The organism is Paenibacillus sp. MAHUQ-63 (genome assembly GCF_028765165.1).
Taxonomy (GTDB): Bacteria; Bacillota; Bacilli; order Paenibacillales; family NBRC-103111; genus Paenibacillus_E.
The window spans coordinates 84023-109072 of the sequence record NZ_JARADB010000001.1 but is presented as its reverse complement, the minus strand read 5'-3'; the positions used below and the strand labels follow the sequence as shown (position 1 = coordinate 109072).

13 protein-coding genes and 1 pseudogene are annotated in these 25050 nt (G+C 47.1%); 11 read left to right on the top strand and 3 right to left on the bottom strand.

Annotation, left to right across the window (positions count from 1 at the left end; all coding sequences use genetic code 11):
- The first annotated feature begins 71 nt into the window (after positions 1 to 71).
- The 3 genes from PUT07_RS00350 (at position 72) to PUT07_RS00340 (ending at position 11748) form a co-directional block, all read left to right on the top strand.
- Positions 72 to 5231: a discoidin domain-containing protein gene (locus tag PUT07_RS00350; protein WP_274465731.1), complete on the top strand. Its 5160-nt coding sequence runs from the start codon at positions 72 to 74 to the stop codon at positions 5229 to 5231.
- A 62-nt stretch (positions 5232 to 5293) separates the two neighbouring features.
- On the top strand, positions 5294 to 7879 hold the full coding sequence (locus PUT07_RS00345; protein ID WP_274465730.1) for a discoidin domain-containing protein: 2586 nt from the start codon (positions 5294 to 5296) through the stop codon (positions 7877 to 7879).
- Between the two features lie 71 nt (positions 7880 to 7950).
- Positions 7951 to 11748, top strand: a complete 3798-nt coding sequence (locus PUT07_RS00340; RefSeq protein WP_274465729.1) for an immunoglobulin-like domain-containing protein — start codon at positions 7951 to 7953, stop codon at positions 11746 to 11748.
- Positions 11749 to 11816: 68 nt separating this feature from the next.
- Here the strand turns inward: PUT07_RS00340 and PUT07_RS00335 are convergent, their stop codons facing one another.
- Entirely contained in the window at positions 11817 to 12833 is a 1017-nt protein-coding gene (locus PUT07_RS00335; protein WP_274465728.1) for an S-layer homology domain-containing protein, read from the bottom strand.
- A 370-nt stretch (positions 12834 to 13203) separates the two neighbouring features.
- Here PUT07_RS00335 and PUT07_RS00330 point away from each other — a divergent pair, with 370 nt between their 5' ends.
- The 6 genes from PUT07_RS00330 to PUT07_RS00305 all read left to right on the top strand — a co-directional run bounded on the left by PUT07_RS00330 (position 13204) and on the right by PUT07_RS00305 (position 21999).
- Positions 13204 to 14892 (top strand): extracellular solute-binding protein, encoded by a 1689-nt coding sequence (locus tag PUT07_RS00330; protein WP_274465727.1) that lies wholly within the window; start codon positions 13204 to 13206, stop codon positions 14890 to 14892.
- Positions 14893 to 14997: 105 nt separating this feature from the next.
- Positions 14998 to 15885, top strand: a complete 888-nt coding sequence (locus tag PUT07_RS00325) for an ABC transporter permease (protein ID WP_274465726.1) — start codon at positions 14998 to 15000, stop codon at positions 15883 to 15885.
- Between the two features lie 19 nt (positions 15886 to 15904).
- Positions 15905 to 16789, top strand: coding sequence for a carbohydrate ABC transporter permease (locus tag PUT07_RS00320; protein WP_274465725.1), 885 nt, complete (start codon positions 15905 to 15907; stop codon positions 16787 to 16789).
- Between the two features lie 48 nt (positions 16790 to 16837).
- Complete coding sequence (locus PUT07_RS00315; RefSeq protein WP_274465724.1) at positions 16838 to 18610, top strand: sensor histidine kinase; 1773 nt, start codon at positions 16838 to 16840, stop codon at positions 18608 to 18610.
- A complete protein-coding gene (locus PUT07_RS00310) occupies positions 18585 to 20240 on the top strand; it encodes a response regulator (protein WP_274465723.1) in 1656 nt (551 codons plus the stop codon). The genes PUT07_RS00315 and PUT07_RS00310 overlap by 26 nt, the downstream gene beginning before the upstream one ends.
- A gap of 25 nt (positions 20241 to 20265) precedes the next feature.
- On the top strand, positions 20266 to 21999 hold the full coding sequence (locus PUT07_RS00305) for a right-handed parallel beta-helix repeat-containing protein (RefSeq protein ID WP_274465722.1): 1734 nt from the start codon (positions 20266 to 20268) through the stop codon (positions 21997 to 21999).
- 143 nt (positions 22000 to 22142) lie between these two features.
- Here the strand turns inward: PUT07_RS00305 and PUT07_RS00300 are convergent, their stop codons facing one another.
- On the bottom strand, positions 22143 to 22370 hold the full coding sequence (locus PUT07_RS00300; protein ID WP_274465721.1) for a hypothetical protein: 228 nt from the start codon (positions 22368 to 22370) through the stop codon (positions 22143 to 22145).
- Positions 22371 to 22484: 114 nt separating this feature from the next.
- Positions 22485 to 23372 (bottom strand): LysR family transcriptional regulator, encoded by an 888-nt coding sequence (locus tag PUT07_RS00295; RefSeq protein WP_274465720.1) that lies wholly within the window; start codon positions 23370 to 23372, stop codon positions 22485 to 22487.
- Between the two features lie 113 nt (positions 23373 to 23485).
- On the opposite strand from PUT07_RS00295, the gene PUT07_RS00290 reads away from it, so the two are divergent.
- Both PUT07_RS00290 and PUT07_RS00285 read left to right on the top strand, forming a co-directional pair.
- Positions 23486 to 24871 carry an MFS transporter gene (locus tag PUT07_RS00290; protein WP_274465719.1) on the top strand — a complete coding sequence of 462 codons (1386 nt, stop codon included), beginning with the start codon at positions 23486 to 23488 and terminating at the stop codon, positions 24869 to 24871.
- 23 nt (positions 24872 to 24894) lie between these two features.
- A pseudogene (locus tag PUT07_RS00285) lies at positions 24895 to 25040 on the top strand (thioredoxin-disulfide reductase); the annotation flags it as partial.
- Positions 25041 to 25050 lie beyond the last annotated feature (10 nt).

Genomic DNA, 25050 nt, shown 5'->3' with positions numbered 1-25050 from the left:
TGGCAAGACACGGGGAACGCCTCGGCAGTTTGGCCAAATGAGGTTCAGGATGAATGAGGAGAGTGTCTGAATTGAAAACGCTTAAAAACGCTTTGGGTTTTACTTTTTGCCTAATGTTCGTATTCGTGATTATGTTCATCAGCGGGACAACGACACATGCGGCTGCGGTAGGAGACATAACGGGCTTTGAGAAAACAGACGATAAAACTTTCACGATTACGTCAGGTTCCGATCAGGTGAAGGTCATTTTTAATCGTGGCGACATCGTGCGCATATGGCTCGGTGTAGGCGGAAATTACCAAACGCTGTCAGGCAGAAGCTCGTCCGAGCCCAAAGAGCCGATCGTGATGAAAGAGGATTTCGGTCCGGTCTCGGTCAATTGGTCCGATGAGGGCGCTTATTACAAAATGGCAACGGGCAAGTTTGTGCTGCGTGCCTACAAAAGTCCTCTCAAATTCGCTATGTACAAGAGCGATAATCAGACTGTCGTATGGGAAGAGCAGTCACCGCTGAATTATAGCGGGTCGTCGACGACCCAGACGCTCGTTAGAGGAGCCGACGAGTATTACTACGGCGGAGGGATGCAGAACGGATTTTTCTCCCATCGAGATAAAAAGATTACAATTGCCGAAAACTACGGCGACTGGGGCAGCGGAACTGTGTCCAATCCGTCACCGTTTTATTTAAGTACAGCTGGCTACGGCGTACTGCGGAACACGTTCCAGGATGGAACTTACAATTTCGGGAGTCCAGCCCAGTTAACGCACGAGGAGAATCGCTTTGACGCGTATTATTTTTACGGCGAGACATTCAAAGATATTTTAAATGGCTATACCGACTTGACCGGTAAGCCTTCGCTCATTCCGCGTTGGGGCATGAGCATGGGAGACTCGGATTGCTACAACACGAGCAACACCGGAGCGAATAAACCGGGTAAGCTGACGACGCCGGATGTCGTGAAGGTTGCGCAAGACTTCCGAGCCAACGACATGCCGGGCGGCTGGTTGCTGCCGAACGACGGTTACGGCTGTGGTTACGTGCAGCTGCCAAGCACCGTTAAGCAGCTTCATGATTTGGGCTTTTACACCGGCTTGTGGACACAGAACGGTCTTGCCAATATCGCAACGGAGGTTGGCGTCGCCGGCACTCGGCTAAACAAGCTGGATGTAGCCTGGGTCGGTCCTGGATATGACTTTGCGCTGGACGGGACGAGACAGGCTCATCAAGGGGTTGAAACCCACTCGAACGACCGTGGCTTTGTTTGGTCTGTTGGCGGTTGGGCCGGCACACAGCGGTATTCAGCCGTCTGGTCCGGAGATCAAACCGGCAGCTGGGAATATATCCGTTACCACATTCCATCCATGATCGGCGCCGGATTGTCAGGCATGACCTATGCGACCGGTGATGTGGACGGGATTTTCGGCGGCAGCCCTCAGACTTATGTGCGTGATTTGCAATGGAAAGCCTTCACGCCGATTCTGATGAGCATGTCGGGCTGGGCGTCCGTCGATAAGCAGCCATGGCACTATGGAGAGCCATACACAAGCTATAATCGAGATATTTTGAAACTCAGACAGCGCTTGACGCCTTACTTCTATACCTATTTGAACGAAGCCTACGAATCGGGAGCGCCGTTTGCGAGAGCGATGGTTTACGAATTCCCGAACGATCCGAATACGAAGAGCACGCTGACACAATACCAATTCATGTCCGGCGGGTCGTTCCTCGTTGCACCAGTGTACAAAGATGCCACGGTCCGGAACGGTATTTATTTGCCGAAGGGCAAATGGATTGACTACTGGACAGGTAAGGAACATTACGGATCCAAAATGCTTGACGAATACAGCACGCCATTGAACCGTTTGCCGCTTCTCGTCAAAGCGGGTGCGATCATCCCGATGTATCCGGAAACTTTGTATGACGGCCAAGTGCCGCCAAATCCGATTACTTATGACATCTATCCGTACAAAACGTCCAGTTTCACGATGTATGAGGATGACGGTGTATCGAGGGAGCACCGCAGCGGCAAATTCGCGAAGACGCTCATTACTTCGATCGCGCCGGAAACCGGAACAGGTGATTTGAAAGTTCAAGTCGGGGCGAGCATCGGTGATTATAACGGAAAGCTGGCATCGCGGACGAACCAATTCCAGATTCATATGCATACGAAACCAGCGAGCGTTGAAGTCGGAGCCTCTGCATATACCGAATTGGCAAGCAAGGCGGAATGGACGAATGCCGCAAGCGGTTGGTACTTTGATAGCGCGGACAAAGGCGGCATTGTCTATGTGAAAACACCGGATCTGCCGACCAATCAAGGATTTGAACTGAAAGTGGCAGGCTTTGCAGCGGATACGACTCCGCTTATGGATGCAACTGTCATTTCGCTGCCAGAACTAGATAACGATCCAACGAAAATTCCGCAGGCAGACATGGTAGCATCGGCTACCAGCGCCGATACGACTGCGCCAGTCGCGAATGCGCTGGATGGCAGCATGGATACGATCTGGAGCACGAAGCTGGATGGCAGCACACCGCTGCCTCAATCGATCACATTGAATCTCGGTTCGAAGTTTTCAGTGAATAAACTGAAATATTTGCCAAGACAATACATGGGGACCGACGGTAATATTACCGCTTACAACGTCTATGTCAGTACAGACGGCACGCATTTTACGAAGGTAGCCACCGGAACATGGAATGCGGATAAGTTGGAAAAAACGGTGACATTCGATACCGCCGAAGCGCAGTATGTGAGATTGGAAGCGACAGCTGGCGTTAATGGTTTTGCGGCTGCAGCTGAATTGAATGTGTACAGAGATGGTTCTGTTATCATCCCGCTGCCGATTCCGAAGAGTGAATTGACCGCAACGGCTGCAAGCTTCCAGCCTAGCGACAAGCCCTCGAATGCGATCGACGGCGATGCCAACACCCTTTGGCACACGAAATGGGACGGTTCCGATAAACTGCCGCAATCAATTATCGTGGATTTAGGCAAAGTCCGCAGCATCAGCCAATTCCGCTATGCGCCAAGGCTTAATGCCGGCAACGGAACGATTACGTCCTACAATCTCTACGTGAGCACGGACGGAACGAACTATACGCAAATCAGCACGGGGAATTGGGTGCGGGACAATGTGAAGAAATATATCCAATTCACGGCAGTCGATGCCAGGTATGTCAAGCTGGAAGCGACGGCTGCAGTAGGCGGCTTCGCCTCCGCATCCGAGATCGACGTTTATGAGACGCCTAAGGCTCCGCCTGCGTTAGGCGATATTGTACGAGGTAAGCCGGCAGCTGCAGACAGTGAAGATGCCGCCTTCCCGGCAAGCTACGCCAACGACGGCGATCCGGCTACAATGTGGTCGGCCGCCGATACGAACCCAGGCCATGTATGGTCGGCCGATCTGGGTAAAATGTACGCGATTAAGGGCATTGAGATCTCGTTTGGGCAAAGCGACAAAGTGTATAAATATAAGCTCGAAGTCCGGGAGGCGGGCAGCAGCAACTGGATTCAAGTATTGAACCGCATGAACAATACGGAAGCCGGCGCTGTGCTGAAGGATACATTCGGCAGCCAAGGCCGCTATGTGCGAATTACGATTACAGGTCTGCCTGACGCAGCAACGAAAGCCAGCATTGCAGATGTGAAGCTGATTGGCTTGCCGATCATCGGCACAGCTCCTGTAACCGGCGTATCGCTGAATCGGACAGAGCTGAACATGAATGTGCTTGATGCCCCAGTCGCTCTTGAAGCTGCAGTAGCGCCTCTGAATGCAGCGAACACATCGGTTGCTTGGAGCAGCAGTGATCCGGGTATCGCGATGGTCGACGAGAATGGCGTTGTCACTCCGAAAGGAGCAGGCTCGGCAACGATTACCGTCACTACAGCGGATGGTGGCTATAAAGCGTCATTGAATGTCACCGTATCGGGGCAAACCGGCTTGGTCAAAATCCCGCAAAGCCAAATGACGGCCACGGCAACAAGCTTCCAACCGGGAGACGATCCGAGCAATACGCTTGACAGCAACCCGAACACATGGTGGCACATCAAATGGTTCGGCGTCGATCCGCTGCCGCAATCGATTACTCTGAATTTGGGCGGTACGCATACCATCGGTATGCTGGAATATACACCTCGTCCGGATAGCGGCAACGGCACGATCACAGCCTATAACGTTTATGTAAGCCAAGATGGCGTAGAGTTTACGAAGGTTGCGACAGGCAAGTGGCTGAAGAACAACTTAGTCAAAGAAGTGAATGTTGCTCCCGTCCGTGCCGCTTATATAAAGCTGGAAGCGAGAGAAGGGGCTGGCGGTTTCGCTTCGGCTGCCGAGCTGAACGTGTATAAGCAAGCTGACTCCACTTCGCTGCAAGCGGTTGCGTTCGATGCAGCAAGCTATGAAGTGAAGGAAGGCCAATCCGCACCAGTGAAAGTTACGGCTCGGTATGTGGATGGCAGCCAGCAAGACGTGACGGCTCAATCCGTGTTTGAGATCGCAAATTCATCATTGGCAACGATCGCAAATGGAACGATCACCGGTGTTTCGCATGGGGAAACCGTCATCACGGCAACGTACGGAGGCAAGAAGACGACTGCAACGATCGTTGTCAAAATGGCCAATCCTGGGGCTCCATCTACAGCATTGACCGGAAGCAGCAGTGTTCAAAGCGGTCAGCCGTTCGTGATTACTTATGGCTTGAATGGCGTTACGCAGCAAGTATACGCAGAAGACATTTCACTGACCTACGATCCAACTGTCATGGAATTCACTTCGGCAGAGCCGCTTCTTCCGAACACGAGCATTGTACGGGAAGCGAATGACGGAGCAGGCAAGCTTCGCCTGATTGTCGCCAGCGCAGGGGCAGGGCATGCCGTTACCGGCAATGTGCAGCTTTTGAAGGTTACTTTTAAATCGAAGCCGGTTTCCCAGGTTCATTCGACCACAATCGCTGTGACGGATACAACCCTCGGGGATGGGCAAGGCAACGAGTCCAAGGCTGTAAACTCCTCTATCAGCGTACAAATAACACCTATTCCAGTTGGCATTCCGGGCGATATGAACCAAGACGGTAAAGTATCGATCGGCGATCTGGGCATGGTGGCTGCGAATTACGGTAAAACGTCGGGAAGTCCGGATTGGGAGAGCATTAAACATTTAGATTCGAACCATGATGGCAAAATCGATATTACGGATCTGGCCTTCATTGCACGGAAGATTATAGAGTAAATGACTGAATCTGGCGCCGGTATCCTACCGGTGCCAGTAATTAAATGAATGGAGGTATGAAATTGAGTCCGTTTATGAAAAAAGCAGTTTTTGCCTGCTCTCTTGTCTCCATTTCGTTAATGGGCGCCGTGTCCTCTGTACATGCCACATCGGCCGCCGTTCAGCCTGAAACATCATTGCAGGATACACCTGTATTGGCAGCAACACCGCCGATGGGTTACAGCACTTGGAATGCCGTTCGTTTTAACGTGAATGAGGAACTGATCCGTAATGTGGCGGACAGTATGGTGTCCACCGGTTTGCGTGACTTAGGATACAACTATGTCAACATTGATGACGGTTGGCAAGGCACCAGAGATGCTACTGGTAAATTAAACGCCGACTTAACAAGATTCCCGAGCGGAATGAAAGCGCTTGCGGATTATGTGCATAGCAAAGGATTGAAGATTGGCATCTACACCGATATTGGCAAAATTGGCTGCGGAGGAAAGACGGGCAGTTACGGACATTATCAGCAGGATGTCGACCAGTTTGCAGAATGGGGATACGATTATGTCAAAGTAGATGCATGCGGTGCGGATGCGATGGGTCTCGACTTCAAGACCCAATATCAACAATTCAAGGACGCTTTAAATCAGGCGAATCCGAAACGTGATATCTTGTTAAATATCTGCGAGTGGGGTAAGCAGCAGCCGTGGAAATGGGCCCCAAGCATCGGGCATACATGGAGGGTTGGTTACGATATTGATAATCAGGGAGATTATTGGAACGGTGTGCTCTATGAGATCGATCAGACCTCTCCGCATGCGGATGTAGCGGGTCCCGGGCATTTTAATGACCCGGACAGCTTGGAGGTTGGTGTAATAGCCGACAAATATCCCGGCCAAAAAAGCTTATCTTACGAGGAATCCAAGGCCAATTTCAGTATGTGGGCGGTACTGGCGTCTCCGCTTATGCTTGGTTTGGATGTAACCGCTTTAGACGAGCCGGACTCCTACAGCAGCAAATTTGCCGATATCATTCAGAATGCCGAAGTGATAGCCGTGGATCAAGATCCTGCCGGCATTCAAGGTATTCTAGTAAGCGAAACGGGAGGACTTCAAGTTTGGGCGAAAGAATTGTCGAAGGAGGGAACACTTGCAATTGCCCTACTTAACCGCACTGATTCTGCTGCGAATATAACCGTGGATTTTGCACAAGTTGAATTGGATGCTTCTACAACGGTTCGGGACTTGTGGGAACATGCAGATAAGGGGCAATTCAACGGCAGCTATACAGCGAATGTGCCGTCACATGGAGTAGTTATGCTTAAATTAGAAGGCAAAGAAATCGGCAAACCGCAAACCCCATTCATTCCGCAATCCCAAATGACCGCAACGGCAACGAGCGAAGAGCTTGAATCCGAAGATAACGGAGCATCCATGGTACTTGATGGAGATCCAGCTACCATTTGGCATACGAAGTGGGATTTGTCTAATCCGCTGCCGCAATCGATCACACTCAATCTTGGCGGTGCTCACAAGGTAAATAAAATCAAGGTTCACCCTAGACAAGGCGGGGGAAGTAACGGCATGATTACGGCCTACAATGTCTATACGAGCACGGATGGCATCCAGTACACTAAAGTCGTAAGTGGAACATGGGCGAAAGACGCCGTGGCGAAAACAGCGGAGTTCCCGGCGACGAGAGCGTCATTTATTAAACTGGAAGCAACCGCAGGGCAAGGCGGATGGGCATCTGCAGCTGAAATGAATGTCTATCGCATAATCGAGGTGCCCGTAACCGGCGTGCAGCTTAATACACCGCAAGTCTCGCTGAAAGAAGGGCGGACAGCAGAGTTGGTTGCAACTGTGCTTCCTGAGAACGCAACGAATAAGAATGTAACTTGGTCGAGCAGCAATGATACCGTCGCCAAAGTGGAGGTCAAGGACGGTAAAACTGTTGTAACCGCATTGAAAGAAGGAGTGGCGGACATTACGGTCACCACGGTGGGTGGCAATTTTACAGCGGTAAGCAAAATTACCGTACAAAAAGGCAACGACACGCAGAACGCTTTGACGACGCTATCTGCAGCCGGCACCGTTCAGACGGGCCAGGAATTTACTGTACAGTTGGGACTGGGCAGCGTCACGCAAAGCGTATATGCAGAAGACATGAAGATGGACTACGATTCGAACGTTTTTGACTTCGTCTCGGCCCGTGCCGTGAAAGATGGAATTCAACTTGTAGATACAAAGAAGGATACGCTGGGTAAACTTCGCTTTATTCTCGCAAGCGAAGGGGCCGATAAGGCTGTGACAGGAGATGCCGGGATCCTGGAACTGAAGTTCAAAGCCAAAGCTGTGACACAGCCGACGACGGGAACGATTGCTGTAACCGACGCAATGCTTGGCGATGCGCAGGGAGCGGAAACGAAGGCGCAAGCTTCTGCGGTGGGCGTGAGCATTACGACATCGCCTCCGGGAATTCCAGGCGACATCAACCATGACAATCGAGTAAGCATTGGTGATCTTGGCATCGTTGCAGCGAATTACGGCAAAACGTCTGGAAGTCCGGATTGGGAGAGCATTAAACATTTAGATTCGAACCATGATGGCAAAATCGATATTACAGATCTAGCCTTCATTGCACGGAAGATTATAGAGTAATAGAGTAATTTACTGAATCTGGCGCCGGTATCCTACCGGTGCCAGTAATAAAAACACAAGGAGGTCAAGAAATGCATACTTCAAGAAGAGCAGGCGGGAAAAAACATTTGGCATTATTATTGACACTGCTTATGCTTTTGACATCGTTTCTAAGTGTTAATAGTACCAGTGCAAGCACAGTAACAAATCTTGCCTTAAATAGTACACCTGGGACAATAAAAAATGTATCGTTTGGCAAGCCGGTCACTGGCAGTCTCTCATTTTCCAATATGAGTGTCATTAATGACGGTGTAAAAAATAATACCAATGCCTACTCACAGGATTATCCCAATGGAAGCGGCCTTCAATGGATACAAATCGATCTAGGTAAGAGTTATGATCTTTCAAGCGTAAATATCTGGCATTACTGGTATGATGGAAGAAAATATCATGATGTGATCGTCAGACTTTCAAACAAATCCGATTTCTCAAGTGAAGTCACGACGGTCTTTAACAACGATACCAATAATAGCGCTGGATTTGGTGCAGGCTCAGATACGGAATATACCGAAACAAGCGCTGGGAAGAGTATTAGTTTCAACAATACGAACGCAAGGTATGTCAGGATTTACTCTAACGGCAGCACATCAAACACGAATAACCACTATGTAGAAGTTGAAGTCATGGGTGCAGAGCCTCCTCCAACCGCGCCTCCGATAGCACCGACTGGCTATGCTTACCCTATGGGGACATCTCGCATCAATGCAAGCTGGAATTTGCCTGAAGGCGCGTCAGGCTATGATATCGAGGTTGACGGCACTGTCATAACCGACGTAACGATGCCTTACGGTCACACCGGCCTTGCTGCGGGAACAACACACAATTACAGGGTAAGAGCCAAAAATAATTTAGGAACAAGCGGATGGAGTACACTTTTCAGCAGTACGACACTAGTTCCAGTTGAAAGCGGTTTCAGATTTATGGGGCCACAGCCGGGAGAAGCGCAAGGTACCAATCCAAGCTCGGGCGTGTACGTATTAAACAATGCGATCCTATCAGCCAAGTTTCAGTTATTAGGGAACAACCTGACGCTAACTGAATTCAAGGACAATATGACAGGAAACGTAAACCCTATAACCGTCGGGAAACTATTCAATATTGAATTATCAGGTGGAACTAGCTTGGTTGACACCGATATGACGGCAGGAACGCCAACTCTTACAAAAATCACCCGAAATGCTTCTAGCGTTAAAGTATCCGATCGTTATGATGGCTGGAAAATAAGCGTGCCATTCACCTATGTAAGCGGAGGAAATACATTGACGGTGAATTGGTCCGCAACACTGCGTGACGGCTCCAATTACATCATACAGGATGTATCTTACTCGGCTGCTACGGGAAGCTGGAATGTGACCAAGGTTAAGCTTATAGACATCACAGCTGCCGGAGTGGAGAAGGCCGGTGTGGTGGACGGTTCACCGTTCTTTGCCGGCAAAGTTTTCTTTGCCCAACAAACACCTGTGGCCAAGGTCAGCATTTCTGGAAATAAGGCATCGGCTTATGTGGAAAGAGGCGAGGCAACTCTGCAGGGGCAATCTTTTGCACAAAGCTCGGTCATCGGCATATATCCAGGAAATCAGAAGCAAAGAGCCTTTCAGTACTATCTAGAAAGGGAAAGGGCTCATGAGCACTACAGCTTCCTCCATTATAATTCTTGGTACGATTTAAGCTGGATTACAGATACCTACATGACGGAAGCAGATTCATTAGATGTCATTAACACCTGGGGGCAGAAATTTGTTCAGCAGCGAGGCGCAGCTTTGAAAAATTTCCTGTTCGACGATGGATACGACGATTACAGCAGTACGGCATCAACGATTTGGGATTTTAACCCAAAAACCTACCCCAACGGGGCATCAAAGATGAAGAGCGCAGCCGAGAGCTTCGGAGCAAGTCTTGGCTTCTGGTTGAGTCCCACAGGCGGATATTACGATAAATTGACGAAAAGGATCGCTGTCGGAAAGAAGATGAATCCTCCAACTGAAACCAAGATGAGCAGCACAGGGGAAGAAATATTCAAAATGAGCGGTCCTAATTACTATAACGCATTTAAACATGCAGTTACCAAGAAACAGCTTGTGGAAGGTGCGAATCATTTCAAGTTTGACAGGACGGAAGGTATTGAAGACTTCCACGCGCTCCTGAGGCTTACACAAGATATGAGGAGCAACGACCCATCCGTATTTATCAATGCGACCGTTGGAACATGGGCTTCCCCGTACTTTACATTCTATGTAGATTCCATCTGGCGCGGTGGTGGAGATATGGGTAAGGCAGGGACTGGGACCATTAGGCAGCAGTGGGTGAACTATCGCGACAAAGTGAGCCGGGATCTGCTGCAGAAGAATCCGTTCTATCCGTTAAACTCCTTAATGGTACACGGTATTGTTCATTCAAGATTCGGCCAGGGCGCATGGAATAGCCATGTAGGCGGTACTGAAAGCGGTCCCTTATTAGACATGACAGACCCGGCAAATCTCAAGGATTTTGCTGATGAGGTCTGGTCCTACTTTGCATCAGGCTATAACCTTCAGGAATTATACATTCGCCCCACTTCTGATTACACAACGGATAAAATGTGGGACACTCTTGCCGAAGCCTCAGCTTGGGCACAGTTAAATCATGACGTGCTGCTAGACTCACATTTCATTGGCGGAGACCCGGGTAAAGGCGAGCCGTACGGCATAGCCTCTTATTCAACGGCAAAAGCGGTTTTAATGTTAAGAAATTCCGGAAATACAAGCCAAACTATGAACATTGACGTGAATGAGGCATTTGTATTGCCTCCCGGTGCCAAGACAGGATACAAGCTTGTGAACAAGCTCAAAAATGAAACGGATCTGCACCTGACAGCTGGGGTCCCATATGCCATAACCATACCTGCAAATTCGATTGTACTATATGAAGCATATCCCGAAGGAACAGTTGTCATTCCTGATGCCGATGCTGACTTGAAGTCCGTCGCACTGGATAAAGCAGCACTCGACATTGGATACGCGAATGGTGACAGCGCATCGCAAGTGACGCAGAGCATTATTCTGAACGCTTCCGGTACCAACGGCTCCACGATCACATGGAGCAGCAGCGCGCCGCTTCTCGTCTCGACGGACGGTACTGTCACGCGTCCTCCCTACACTTCCGGCGATGCGACCGTTACTTTGACAGCTACGATCAGTAAAGGAGCGGTTACCGACACGAAGACGTTTACGCTCAAGGTGCTTAAGCAGCTTGATACCACTCCGCCTACCCCAACAGCCACATTAAAAGGTCCGGCCAGCGTCTCTAGCGGACAGACCTTTGATGTTACTTACACATTAAACACGGTAAGCAAGAATGTTTATGCTCAAGATGTGACGATTACTTACGATCCTCAGCAGTTGGAGTACATTGCTGCAAATTCGTTAGTAGACGGTTGGAAAATTGTTGCTGTTTCAACTGAAACGAACGGGAAAATAAGAATGATTGCGGCAAATGTAGGCTCGCATCCTAGTGCTGTGGGCGAGCTGTTCAAGCTAACTTTGAAAGTCAAGGCATCTTCGGCCGGTTCCAGCACAATTGCTCTGACAAACGCTGCTTACGCGAGCGGCGATGGCGTGGAAACAACAGTGGAAGGTACTGCCTACCACGTACAGATTGCGGCTGGGACTCAAGGAGATCTGAACGGTGACAATAAATTCTCTATCGGGGATTTGGCTATGGTTGCTTCTTACTATGGCAAAACATCAGCTGATTTGAACTGGAATGAAATCTATAAGAAAGCGGATATGAACAATGACGGAGAGATTAACATCCTCGATCTGTCAGCCGTTGCACAATTGATTTTCAATTAAACAGCTTTTATAAAAAAAACAGAAGTCCAGAACAACGTGAATGTGTTCTGGATTTCTGTTTTTTTTATTTATTTCAATCCGCCTGTCAATCTTTTAAGCACGACTACCGCTTCAGCTCTGCTGGCTTGCTCCTGCGGTGCAAACTCTTGCTCTGTTCTACCATTCATGAGTCCCGAATCAACTGCAAGTGCTACAGTCTTCTTCGCCCACTCACTCACCGCTGCCTCATCGCTGAAATGAATTGAACCTGTAACAGGCATATCCTCTACTTTCGTCCCTGTAGCGTATCCTTTTGCACGAAGGAGCATAGCGGTCATTTCTTCACGTGTAATGTTTTGCTCAGGCGCGAACTTGTTGTCCGCAATACCGTTAATTAAGCCGGCTGCATAAGCTTTCTTAACCGTCTCCTCATACCAAGACCCTGAAGTTACATCTTCAAACGGGTTTTGCCCTGAAACAGCCTGAAGGTTTAATGCTTTGGTAAGCAAGGTTGCAAACTGGGCTCTCGTTACATTCGTATCCGGGGCAAAATGATCGTCATCCATACCTTCAACAACTTTTTTGTCAACCATCAGCATAATATCGGCTTTGGCCCAATGGTCAGCAAGATCACTGAAAATTTTGGTGAAACGAATCGACTCATTCGGTGTAAACGTTTGGCTTGATAAATGGTGATCAACGATTTTAACGGAGTTCCATTTGATGTTCGTCGTACCCGCTTTTTTTGCTTTGAAGGTAATGGTGCCAATATCCAGATTTCCCTTTTCACCGTCAACTTGGCCGATTTTTGTATGCGCGTAGGTAACTTCATTGTTCTTCACCATGGGAGAAACCGAGAAACCCGTTATCTCTGTATCGGCCTTGATGATTTCCACTTTGTTCGCATCGATGTCCAGTTTGACTTCATATGCGTATAAATCTTTGATATTTTGACCCTTTAATGTTACGGTGAATTCGCCGTTAACAGACTCGGCGCTGGAGGCAACCAGCTCGAATTGAGCAGTATTCTCCGCATAGGAAGGCGTTGCTGCAAGTGCTAAACAAAGACTACAGGCTAGAGTTGTTATCATCATTTTGTGCTTCATGATCTGATTCTTCCTCTCGTTTGTTAAGAATAGGAAAAGTTTGTCCGCTTTGATTGAACTTGTTTCTACTGAAGTCTAGGAATACACAATACATCATCATTTAGTTTACATCTGATAAAAGCGCATACAAATGATATTTTTTATCCAAAAGTTGATCTTTTCTACACTCATTGATGATTGGTTGGGAAATATGGATATCACTAAAGTAAGCTAGTGTGAAAAGGCGGTATGACAATGATGAAATGGTAAATGTGAATATAGTAATGTAAAAATGCGTATATTGAGAGGTCATTCAGCCCCCCTCTATAATTAAATATGAAGAAAGCGATTTCTTATCGGAACAAAATATGACAATGGGGGAGTAGATCCAATGAAGAAGCGATTGTTTAAAATAGGATTAACACTTTCGTTAGTCTCTGCTTTAGGTATGACGACAGCATGCACCAGCAATTCGTCAAATCAACCGCAAAATGGAAATCAGACTGAGCCGAGTGAAAAGGTGAATATGTCTTTAACCGATCCGATGTCTAAATATGATCCGCCAATTGAAGTAACAACAATACGTGCAGTCAGCAACATTAAGTTTGACGAAGGTGAAACCATTGATAAAAATGCGGTATATGACGCTTATGAGAAGGAGCTTGGCATCAAAATCAAAAATAGCTGGGTATCCGACAAATATACAGAAAAGCTGAAAATCAGCATTGCCTCGAATGACATACCAGACTTCTTTCGGGTATCCGCGAATGAATTGCAGCAGTTGCAGGAAGCCGATATGATTGCGGACGTAACTGACATCTTTGATAAATATGCAAGTCAGAAAACAAAGGAATGGTTTCATCTTGACGGGGGACGGCAGCTCAGTACAGCTACCTTCAATAACCGCTTAATGGCTTTCCCGGCTACAGACAATCCTTATAACTCTTCCAGTTATTTGTGGATCCGTAAAGACTGGTTGGAGAAATTAGGTTTGCCCAAGCCGCAAACGATGCAGGACGTAATGATGATTGCCGAGGAGTTTGCCAAGAAAGATCCAGGGGGAGCAGGCAAGACATATGCCTTCGCTTTAAATAGCGATTATATCGCTGGAGGCGCTTACGATCTGCAAGGCTTCTTCAACGGATATCACGCTTATCCGGGCAAATGGGTCAAAGATGCTTCAGGCAAGCTGGTCTATGGAACGGTTATGCCGGAAATGAAGCAGGCGCTAAAGCAACTTCAGGACATGTATAAAGCCGGGATGATCGATCCGGAATTTGCTGTGAAAGATGCGGATAAGGAAAATGAACTGGTTGTGGCTGGTAAAATTGGAATGGCTTACGGCGCATTCTGGCAAAGCATTTGGCCGCTTCAATCGGCCGCAGTGCAGAACGGGAAGCTAGCTCAGGATTGGGAAGCATATCCTATCGTTTCGATTGACGGCAAACCGGCGAAAACCGCAACAGATATTGGAACAAGCAATTATTTCGTCGTATCTAAAAAAGCGAAGCATCCTGAAGCCGTAATGAAAATGATCAATAAATGGATTGATGTTCAAACCAATTTGACAGATGCGAATAAAGTTTACATGTTCGGAAAATCAGGTGTGGACAAAAGTGCGCTCTTGTGGAAAATTAACCCGACTGTATTTTTCGCCCAGGATGAGAATCTGCCTGCAGGCAAACTGCTTCCAAAAGCAATAGAGGCGAAAGACCCTACACTGCTCGGATCAAACCCTGAAATCAATTCCCGCTACAGACGTGTGGAGAAATATTTGGCAGGGGACCTGTCCATGTGGAACGAATGGGCGATTTCCAAGCCGGGTGGATCGTTTGCGATCATGGATCAGTATGATCGGGAAAAGCGCTACCAAATCGATGAGTTCTACGGCACATTGACACCGGCCATGCTCGAGAAGAAAGGGATACTTGAAGAAAAAGCCAAGGAAGCTTTCACCAAAATCATTATGAATAACGTATCGGTAGATGAATTCGATAAATTCGTAGTGGAATGGAAGAAGCTTGGCGGCGAACAAATGACCAAAGAAGCTAATGAATGGTATGCAAAAACTAAAAAGTAGCGACGGACGAACGTGTTCGGGATGCGGGTAGAATCCGCATTCCCGGACACTTCAATCTTCTGTGGGCCTAGTTACAGATGGGAGTTGAGAAGTGTGCGGAGATTCATGCGAAACGAACGACTGCCTTTGCATCTCATGCTGATGCCAAGTTTAGCGATATTGGCCGTTTACAGCTACTGGCCGATGGCTGGGATCATCATCGCATTTGAAAAATATATCCCCACCAAAGGGATATTCGGATCACCGTGGATTGGTTGGAGGAATTTCAACTATTTATTCGATTTGCCCGATACCGAGAGAGCCATTATTAACACACTGCTTATCGCATCGATGAAAATTGCCTTGGGCCTGATTGTGCCAATGATCATTGCTTTATTGCTGAATGAAGTAAGGAAGACTGCGTTCAAGCGCACATTTCAAACACTTGTCTATTTGCCACACTTTCTATCCTGGGTTATCTTGGGAGGCATATTAATCGATGTATTATCTCCATCTCATGGGATCGTCAATCAAATCCTAAGCATGTTCGGCATCAAACCAATTTTTTTTCTTGGCGAAAACGGCTGGTTTCGGTTTGTTCTGGTTTCATCCGATGTCTGGAAAGAATTCGGATTCAACACAATTGTGTATTTAGCAGCGCTAACGGGGATTAACCCCAGCCTTTATGAAGCGGCCGAAATCGATGGGGCCAATCGGCTTCAACAGACTTTGTACGTAACAGTGCCGGGCATCATGCCTATAGCCATTTTGATGGTAACGCTCAGTATCGGTAATGTTTTGAATGCAGGGTTCGACCAGATATTCAATTTATACAGCCCGCCTGTCTATGAAAGCGGCGATATCATCGACACGCTTGTCTATCGTCTCGGAATTTTACAAGCGCAATACGGGCTTGCTACGGCAGTTGGATTGCTGAAGTCCACCGTTTCCTTGTTTTTGATTTCTGCGTCTTATTATTTGGCTTACCGTTTTGCCAACTATCGTATTTTCTAACCTGAAAGGGGGAAGAAACATGGTTACTCGCGCATCTATCAGCAGAAAGGCATTTATTGGCTGCAATTATGTTTTTCTAACTGCACTCTCTCTGCTTTGCGTGCTGCCGCTCATTCATCTTTTAGCTGTGTCGCTTAGCTCAGGGACTGCAGCCTCTGCTGGGATTGTGAAGCTGTGGCCGGTCGAGTTTACAACAGCAGCATACCAGAATATATTTAATAAAGCTCAATATCTTACTGCATTTTGGATGTCCATCAAGCGTGTAGTCCTTGGAACAGGGATTAACTTGCTGCTGACTGTCACAGCTGCTTATCCGCTATCCAAGGATTCTACCTATTTTCGTATGCGGACCGTATATGTTTGGATATTCGTCATTACGATACTATTTAGCGGCGGACTGATACCGTGGTTCGTGACGATCAAGGCGACAGGGCTTATGGATACGATATGGGCGCTTGTGCTTCCATCGGCAGTACCTGTATTTAACGTGATTCTGCTTCTTAATTTCTTCCGAAGTTTGCCGAAGGAGCTGGAGGAATCAGCCAGAATGGATGGAGCGGGGCATGTTATGATTTTATGGAGATTTTTTGTTCCACTTTCGCTTCCGGCTCTGGCAACGATTACACTGTTCAGTATGGTGGGACATTGGAATAGTTGGTTTGACGGCTTGATTCTGATGAACAATCCAGAGAATTACCCGATGCAAACATTTCTTCAAACCATCGTGATCAGTAAAGACCCGCGATTTTTATCAGCCCAGGAAGCCCAATTACTGGCGACTATGTCCGATCGGACAAGTACGGCTGCTCAAATCTATGTTGCTGCACTGCCTATTTTGCTCGTCTATCCTTTCCTTCAACGTTTCTTCGTTAAAGGTATTGTGATGGGCAGCGTCAAAGAATAGAAGATATAACGAAACATGGCTATAGATGACTAAGTGAGGTGGTCAACGTTGCAAGGATTTCGCAGATCCTCACCGATATTTTTGCGGCTTATTTTGGCCTTTATTATTATTTTGACTCCCTTGTTTGTCATCATGCTTGCTTTCATCGATAAAGGGAAGGAGGAATTGAGGGATAAAATTTCGGAGTCGATGATGGACAGAAATACGAACGTTCTGCACTCGTTGGAAATAGAAAGCGAGCGGATACTAAGATTGCTGCCTGAGTTTGTATTGGACAAAGATTTGCTGATACTCGCAGCAAATGGAGCTGAGTTGGATGACTACGATAAAGTCGAGAAAATTCAAGCCATTCAACGTAGACTCAAGCTTGTGAAGCAATCGAGTCCGTTTATCTCGGAAGTGAAGACCTATATTCCATCCATCGACCGGACTATATTGAGCTCGCAGTATCTAACCTCAATCAACGTACAGGAGTTTACGGCAATGGCGGCCTTGGACTCGCATGAGGGATCGCTGGTTTCCTGGGAAGGACGTCTTTGGATTCGATTTCGCTATGGCGGAGGTTTAAATAATCGACCGTTGTTCGTACAAAGTGTCGAGCTTTCTTTGCCTGAGATGACGAAATTGTTATCCGATACCAATCGATCGCTAGGCATAAGCACGGAGCTCGTTCGCTTTTCTGCCGATTCCTCCATTTCGACCGGAAACGATCCGGAACGGACGGAGTGGCTCAAGAGCCGTCTGCAGAAAGGGGGAGATCATGCAGGCATCGAATATGTTTCCTATCATAAAGAGCCGTATATGGTTGTATATCGCAAGTCTCTTCAACTAGGGATGTATATGGTATCTTTCATACCGGAAAGCAGCTTGCTGGGTGAATTGAGAAAGTACGAAACGAGGCTATGGATACTTTTTGCGGTGTCGTTAACATTGATTGTCATCTTTTCTTATTGGATCTATCGTATCATTCATAAACCGCTTAAGAAACTGGTTGTCACGTTCAAAAGTATGAAGAACGGCCATCTGAGACTGATCGAGGTACCCCGCCGTAACGATGAGTTCGCTTATTTATACCAGGGCTACAATGATATGGTAGGAACATTGGATGATCTGATCCGGGAAGTATACCACCAGAAAATTATCAGTCAGCGTCATGAGCTGAAGCGATTACAGTCGCAGATAAATCCGCACTTTCTATACAACTGCTTGTTCGTATTGAATCAGCTGATTTTATCAGGAGAGCTGGAAACCTCATACCGGTTCTCGCTATTTGTTGGGCAATACTTTCAATTTATGACCAGGGATGGTGCCGACGAAATACCTCTTCAAGCTGAGATTGCGCATAGCCAAACTTATATCAATATTCAAAAAATTTGTTTTGCGGACCGTGTTGACGTTTGCATACCTGAGCAAATTTCGTTTAAACATGCATGGATCATACCGCGGCTGATTGTTCAGCCCGTTATTGAAAATGCCTATAAATATGCTTTCGGCAATAAACACTCAGGCGGTAAGCTACGCATTCATGTGAACGAAGACGAAACGGGCATCGCTATACATATTGAGGATAATGGTGATAATTTGACCGATCTTGACATCTTAAAACTGCAAGAACGGGTAATAAGCACACCGGGTAATAACGAAGATATATCGGGTCTACATAATGTACATAGACGTATACAGTTAAAGTTTGGACAAGAAAGTGGAATTTCACTTGGCAGGTCCAGTTTGGGAGGTTTACGGGTAAGCCTTCTATTTAAAGTGGCCCCAACTAAGAACCAAGGGGAGATTGAGCATGCATCGATTATTGGTAGTAGATGACGTTCCGATTATCGTCGACGGTTTAACGGAATCGCTTCTGGAGGAAGAATCGCTTGATATAGAAGTTTATAAAGCGTATTCAGGAATAGAAGCTCTCGAAATATTAATGAAGAATAAAATCGACGTCGTCTTGTCTGATATCAAGATGCCGCATATGGAGGGCATTGCTTTACTCCAAGAAATCAAAGCGCAGTGGCCGAACTGCAAAGTTATCTTTTTGACCAGCTACAACGATTTTGATTATGTCCAAAGCGCGTTAAGTCTCGGTGCATTTGACTATATTTTGAAAACCGAAGAGCAGACGAAAATTATACAAGTCATTTCGAGGGCTATTCAAACCATAGAGGAAGAATTCACATCAAAGAAGCTCGTCGAGAAGGCGGAAATACATATGAAGCTGGCTATCCCGACGCTGCAGAAGGAATATATACTGGCATTGCTGCATGGAAAATCGAAAGATCCGTTTCGTATCGAGCATGATTTTACAGAAATAGGTATTCCTCTGAAAAGCGGCATTCCTGTATTTCTGCTGATTGCACGAGTCGACAGCTGGCGTAATGTCTCGATGAGGCTGGAGCAAGAGTTGCTCATTTTCGCCTTACAGAACATCATGGAAGAATGTTTTGGCGATGGCGCGACATTTTTCTCGGTTGTCTACGAACCCTCCAAAATGATATGGTTCATTCAACCTAATAAACTTGAAGCGTCACTTCCAGAAAACGAAGTTTGGCAGCGTACGTTCTATTTCATCAAAGGAACGCTTGAAACCATCCAGAACGCGTCCCGGGATCTGCTCCGTTTACCCGTCTCTTTTGTATTAAGCGAGCAGCCGGGGGAGTGGAGCGGTATTTCCGAGAAGTTCGACCGGTTGCTATCGTTTTTGGCACAAGAAATCGGTTTGCAGAGCGAAGTGCTCTTGGTTGAAGGAAGCCGTTTAACAACATCCAGTATGTTGACGGCGATTCCTAGTAAAGTAATCGGTTTCTCCTTACAAAGGAAATTTCAACTCCTGGGCTACCATCTCGAAAATGGCGGAGAAGAGCAATTCACAATCGTACTCGAGGAAGTGCTGAGCACTCTTGCGAGCGACGAATGCAATGATTATCTGAAAATGGAAATCTATCATTCCCTTGCATCGATTTTCATGTCTTATATGAACAGGCATGGTCTTACGCGGAAAGTGGTCGAGCAGGTGCCGGTCGGTAAGCTGTTTGATTCAAGTGAAATCATTTCATGGATGGAATTGATTGAATATTTCAGGCGATTGGCAATATGCATGTTCGTCTGTCAAAGAAATGATATGGATAAGAGTACGCATATCATTGTCGATAAGGTGCGCGAATATGTTCATGCGAATATAGCCTGCAATATTTCATTGACGTGCCTTGCGGAACAGGTCCATTTGAATGCCTCTTATTTGTCCCGCTTGTATAAAAGCGTCACGGGGATCAGCATATCCGAGTACATTGCTTCGGTCCGTAACGAACAAGCAAAAAAAATGTTAAGGGAAACAGGGATGAAAATTCAGGATATTGCGAAAGCGGTGGGTTATCTATCCGGGCTTGCCTTTATGAGATTTTTCAAAAAGTACAACGATGTAACGCCGCAAGAGTATCGGAATGGGAAATAAATGCGAGAAGGCAGGAGGAAAATACATGATCTTAAATGTAGAGAAGTTTGGCGCAAAGCCGGAGCAAGGCTTCGATAATACATGGGCTGTCAGGAATGCACTGGAGTACTGTAAGGAATCGGGAGCCTCAACGCTTGTTTTTCCGACGGGGAGTTATCATTTTTGGCCTGACAAAACAGTAGAGAGGCAGCTTTTCATCTCTAATCACGATCAGGAAGGACTGCGCCGAATTGTATTCCATTTGACTGACCGAAGCGGGTTTACAATTGACGGACAAGGGTCGGAGTTTATTTTCCATGGTCCGGTGATCCCATTCGTTATCGATAACTGCCGTCATGTGACCATTCAGAACCTCGTGATCGATTGGGAGGAGCCGATGTTCACCCAAGGAACGGTCTCCCGCACCCATTCCGATTCGTTCGACATCCAGCTGCCGGAAGGGAGTGTCTATCGGGTCGAGAACAACGCGGTTTGGTTTGAATTTGGCGGAAAGCCTGAAAAAGTATGGGGACTGAACGAATTCGACATGAAGACGAAAGCACCTGCCTATCAAAGCGGCGACAGATTAAGTTGGGGGAGCTATCGCAAGGTGCGAATTGAAGAGTCGAGTCCAGGAACAATTACATATTCTGGAGATAACATAAAACCGCCGCAAGCTGGCAATATCTTGGTTATGCGTTTCGGAAGAAGAGAGAATCCGGCTTTTTTCATCAACGGCGGGGAAAACATGAACTTGGAATCGGTTAACGTCCATCATGCCCCGGGCATGGGACTTATTGCGCAATGGTGTACGAATATACGTTTGTATAAGTTCAACGTCATGCTTAGACCAGGATCTGACCGTATGGTAACAGCCACAGCGGATGCCACTCACTTTGTTTATTGCCGTGGCCAAGTGGAAATCGAGCATTGTCTCTTTGAGAATCAACTGGACGACCCATGCAATGTGCACGGCATTTATGCCAGAATAATCGAAAAGCTCGGTGATGACAGGCTTATGGTTGAACTCGCTCACGGCATGGCCAAGGGGATCAAGATTGCCGAACCCGGCGATCAAGTTGAATTCGTGCGGCGCGACTCGCTGTTGGCATACGCAGCTTCAACGGTTAAAGACGTGAACGTTTTGAATAAAGATTATGTGGTGCTTACTTTTGATCAGCAACTGCCTGAGGATGTGCAATTGCTTGATGCAGCCGGCAATACCTTGTGGTATCCAGATTTAACGGTCATGCACTGTACGGTCAGGGCTAACCGTGCCCGTGGATTTTTGATCACTACTTCGGGAAACGTGCTTCTTGAGCATAACAAGATCAGCACACCGGGAGCCGGCATTAAAATTTCCGGCGACGCCAATTACTGGTTCGAGTCCGGAGCGGTTAGGCAGGTTATGATTCGCAACAACGAGTTTACGGATTGCAATTATTGCTGTCCGGATTGGGGAAGTGCCTTGATCGATATCGATCCCGAGATTGAGCGGCCTGAGGCGTTCGAGGAATGTTACCATCGCAATATTACGATTGAGAATAATCGGTTTGTTACATTCGATGTCGGTATCGTGAATGGGCATTCTGTCGACGGGATCAAATTCGTAAATAATGTGATTGAAAAAAGCGAATCTTATCCGCCGCATCATTTCATGAAGTATCCCATACAGCTTAAGGCGTGTAAGAACGTTACGATTTCCGACAATCAATGGCCGGGCGGAGCGCAAACCGTTGTTCTGGTCAACGGTGTAGAAGTCACACAAGTGCCAATATAGTCCTATTAACGCGGAACATTGAATACAAAGTGGCTGTCGTGGGTATTTCATCCTGGCGGCCGTTTTTAATTATGTCAAAAAGATCGATAACACCGGCGAAGATTTGGCGGTAGCGGATGATAAGCAACGCATTTTCGCTAAGTTCAACCCAACCTTCCGCAATAACGGATTCCCATGAGAAAGTTTACGTAAGTCACCTCCACATGCAAAAGAGCAGCCGTTGCAGGAACAGAAACACCGACGGATCGAACGAGATCAGAACAGGGGATTTCGGGCAAAAGCTTTTTAATCATCTCGTCCGCTTCATCAATGATGTGGCAGATTCGTTCGAATTCTTCGATGAGGTGCCGCAGCTCCCATTTGTCTTCCAAAGAGCATGTAGCGTCTCCAACGAAGTCTAGCGAGTGCTTGGAGCTCAAGAGCTTTGTTCCTGCCTCGCATACCGCCAGGTCTATCCATGTACGCTTCCCAAATGAAAAGCATGATTAAACTGTCTGTTTGGATAACGACCCGAAATATTCTACAACTACATCACGGAATTCCAGAGCAGCCCGCGAAATATATCGGCTCCTGTGCCGTAATAAAGCAATCTCCCTTACCAATTCATGGTCCTCTACTTGGAGATACTGGATATGCTCCCGCGAATTCCTTGCTGTACTTGGTATGAAGGCAATGCCTATTCCGGCTTCTACAAGCGCGCTTAACCTGGCAGGCTCATTTCCCTCATACACATATTTAGGTGCAAAACCGGCCTCTTTACATACGGAGTCTACTAAATCGCGAGTAAGGTAGCCTTTCTTTACACCGACAAACCATTCATCCTTAAGTTCATTCAAGGATACGCTGCTTCGGTCTGCCAGCCGATGCCCCATTGGAACAGCTACAAGGATGGGGTCGATGAACACGATTTGACATTCAATGTCATCCCCTTGTATTGGAGGCGAGGACAAGCAGAAATCGACCTCTCCTCGATGAAGGAGCGTAATCATTTCCTGCGTGGTCAGCATTTGCACATGAAATTGGATCTGGGGATGCTTTTTCCGAAACTCTCGAAGGATATTAGGCAGCGTGCTTGCGTTGGTCACCGCCAATTCGATTGTGTCATGTTCCGGTCTGGACAAATCGATAATCTCCTGCCTCCCTTGTTCCAATTCAAACAAAGCCCTTTCCGCACGGCGAAGAAATTTGCTTCCGAACTCATTGAGTCTCAGTCTCCTCCCTATTCGATCGAATAGAGGGACCCCTAGATCCTCCTCTAGGCGTTGAATCGTTTTGCTTAGCGACGATTGAGTAACGTGCAGACTACGTGCAGCTTCAGTCACATGTTCCAATCGAGCTACCGCTAGAAAATATTGCAGTTGAAGAAGTTCCATTCCACACCTCATTCATTCCTTCAAGTCAATGAAATCATAACATAAAATGCGTTGGAATAAATAATTGATTTCAAGTAAGATGACATCAATAAACTTTGGAGGGGAGCTCAAAAATGAATGCTCGCAACAGGTGGTTGATGATTTCCGTTGGCCTTGGTATATTATTGAACCCATTAAATTCTTCGATGGTTTCTGTTGCTATTCCAAGACTACAAAATGTGTTCCAACTTGACTTTACAGTTGTTTCCTGGATTATTTTTTCTTTCTACATTGCAAGCAGCATCGCTCAACCTGTTATGGGAAAAGCCAGCGATTTATTCGGTCGCAGGAGGATATTTCTTATCGGACTGATTGTAGCCTTCGTTGCCTCATTATTAGCTCCTCTTTCGCTCAACTTCGGGTGGCTCATCGTGTTCCGCATTGTGCAATCTATTGGAACAAGCATGATGGTTGCGGTGGGAATGGCCATTGTGCGAATTCATATTACGGAGAAGCAAGCGTCTGCGCTGTCTGTTTTGTCCATATTCCTATCCGGGGCAGCAGCAATTGGTCCCTTTGTTGGCGGGATCCTGATTCACTGGTGGAGCTGGCCTGCTATCTTTTTCGTCAATATTCCGTTCGCGGTGGCGAGCTTTCTATTAGCTTGGAGGAATATTCCTAAGGACAAAACGACAACATCCGTTGCACGGGGCATGTCCTTTAGTAAATGGTTGGATTTGCTTGATGCGTCAGGGATCCTGCTCTTCACAGTGGGTTTGGTTGCCTTCCTCGCCTCCTTACTTTCAGCAAAATCAAATGGGCATATCTCATTAATGAGTGCTTTTGTCGGGCTGATAGGCCTCGTGCTGCTTGTGGCTTTCGTACGGCATGAGTTAAAAACGACGTCACCCTTTATTCCTTTGCGCGCATTCGCCAAGTATCCTACGATGACTTGGGTCAATGTCGAATTCATGCTCGTTAACTTACTTTTTTACTCTATCTTTTTCGGACTTCCGTCCTACTTGCAAATGGTACGTCATGTGGGCGAACTCCACACAGGGGTTCTTATGCTAAGCTTGGGCTTGTGCTCCCTCGTGGTTTCTCCAATTGCAGGACGCTGGATCGATAAATCAGGACCCAGGCCGGCATTGTTACTATCCGGTATACTGATGGCACTTGGGTCCATATGGATCGTGACATTAAATCAAACTTCACCGGTTATCAGTGTATGTTTAGCGTTAGCAGCATTCGGTATCAGCAATGGATTGAACAGTGTAGGTATGCAAGCGGCCTTGTTCAAAAGTGCTCCCAAAGAAATAATCGGAGTAGCATCCGGAATATTCAATACTTCAAGATACCTGGGAACCATTCTCTCTTCCTTGTTAATAGGTATCGTAATGGGGGGCAAGTTCAGCTTCGAAGGATTTCGAGTGCTTGGCATTATCCTCACGGTCATCGCATTGTCCTTGATACTTATGAACCGGCGGCGCCGGGAGTCAGGGCATTTACAAGAGTCGTAGCTTAAAAATAAGGAGGAATCGCAATGAAGACATACAAATCCATCGTAATCGGCACGGGGCCAGCCGGACTGACGGCTGCCATTTACTTGGCGTGCGCAAATCAGGAGCCGCTCGTTATCCTGGCGGGCAGCTGACGACAACAACCGACGTGGAGAATTTCCCTGGGTTTCACAAATACC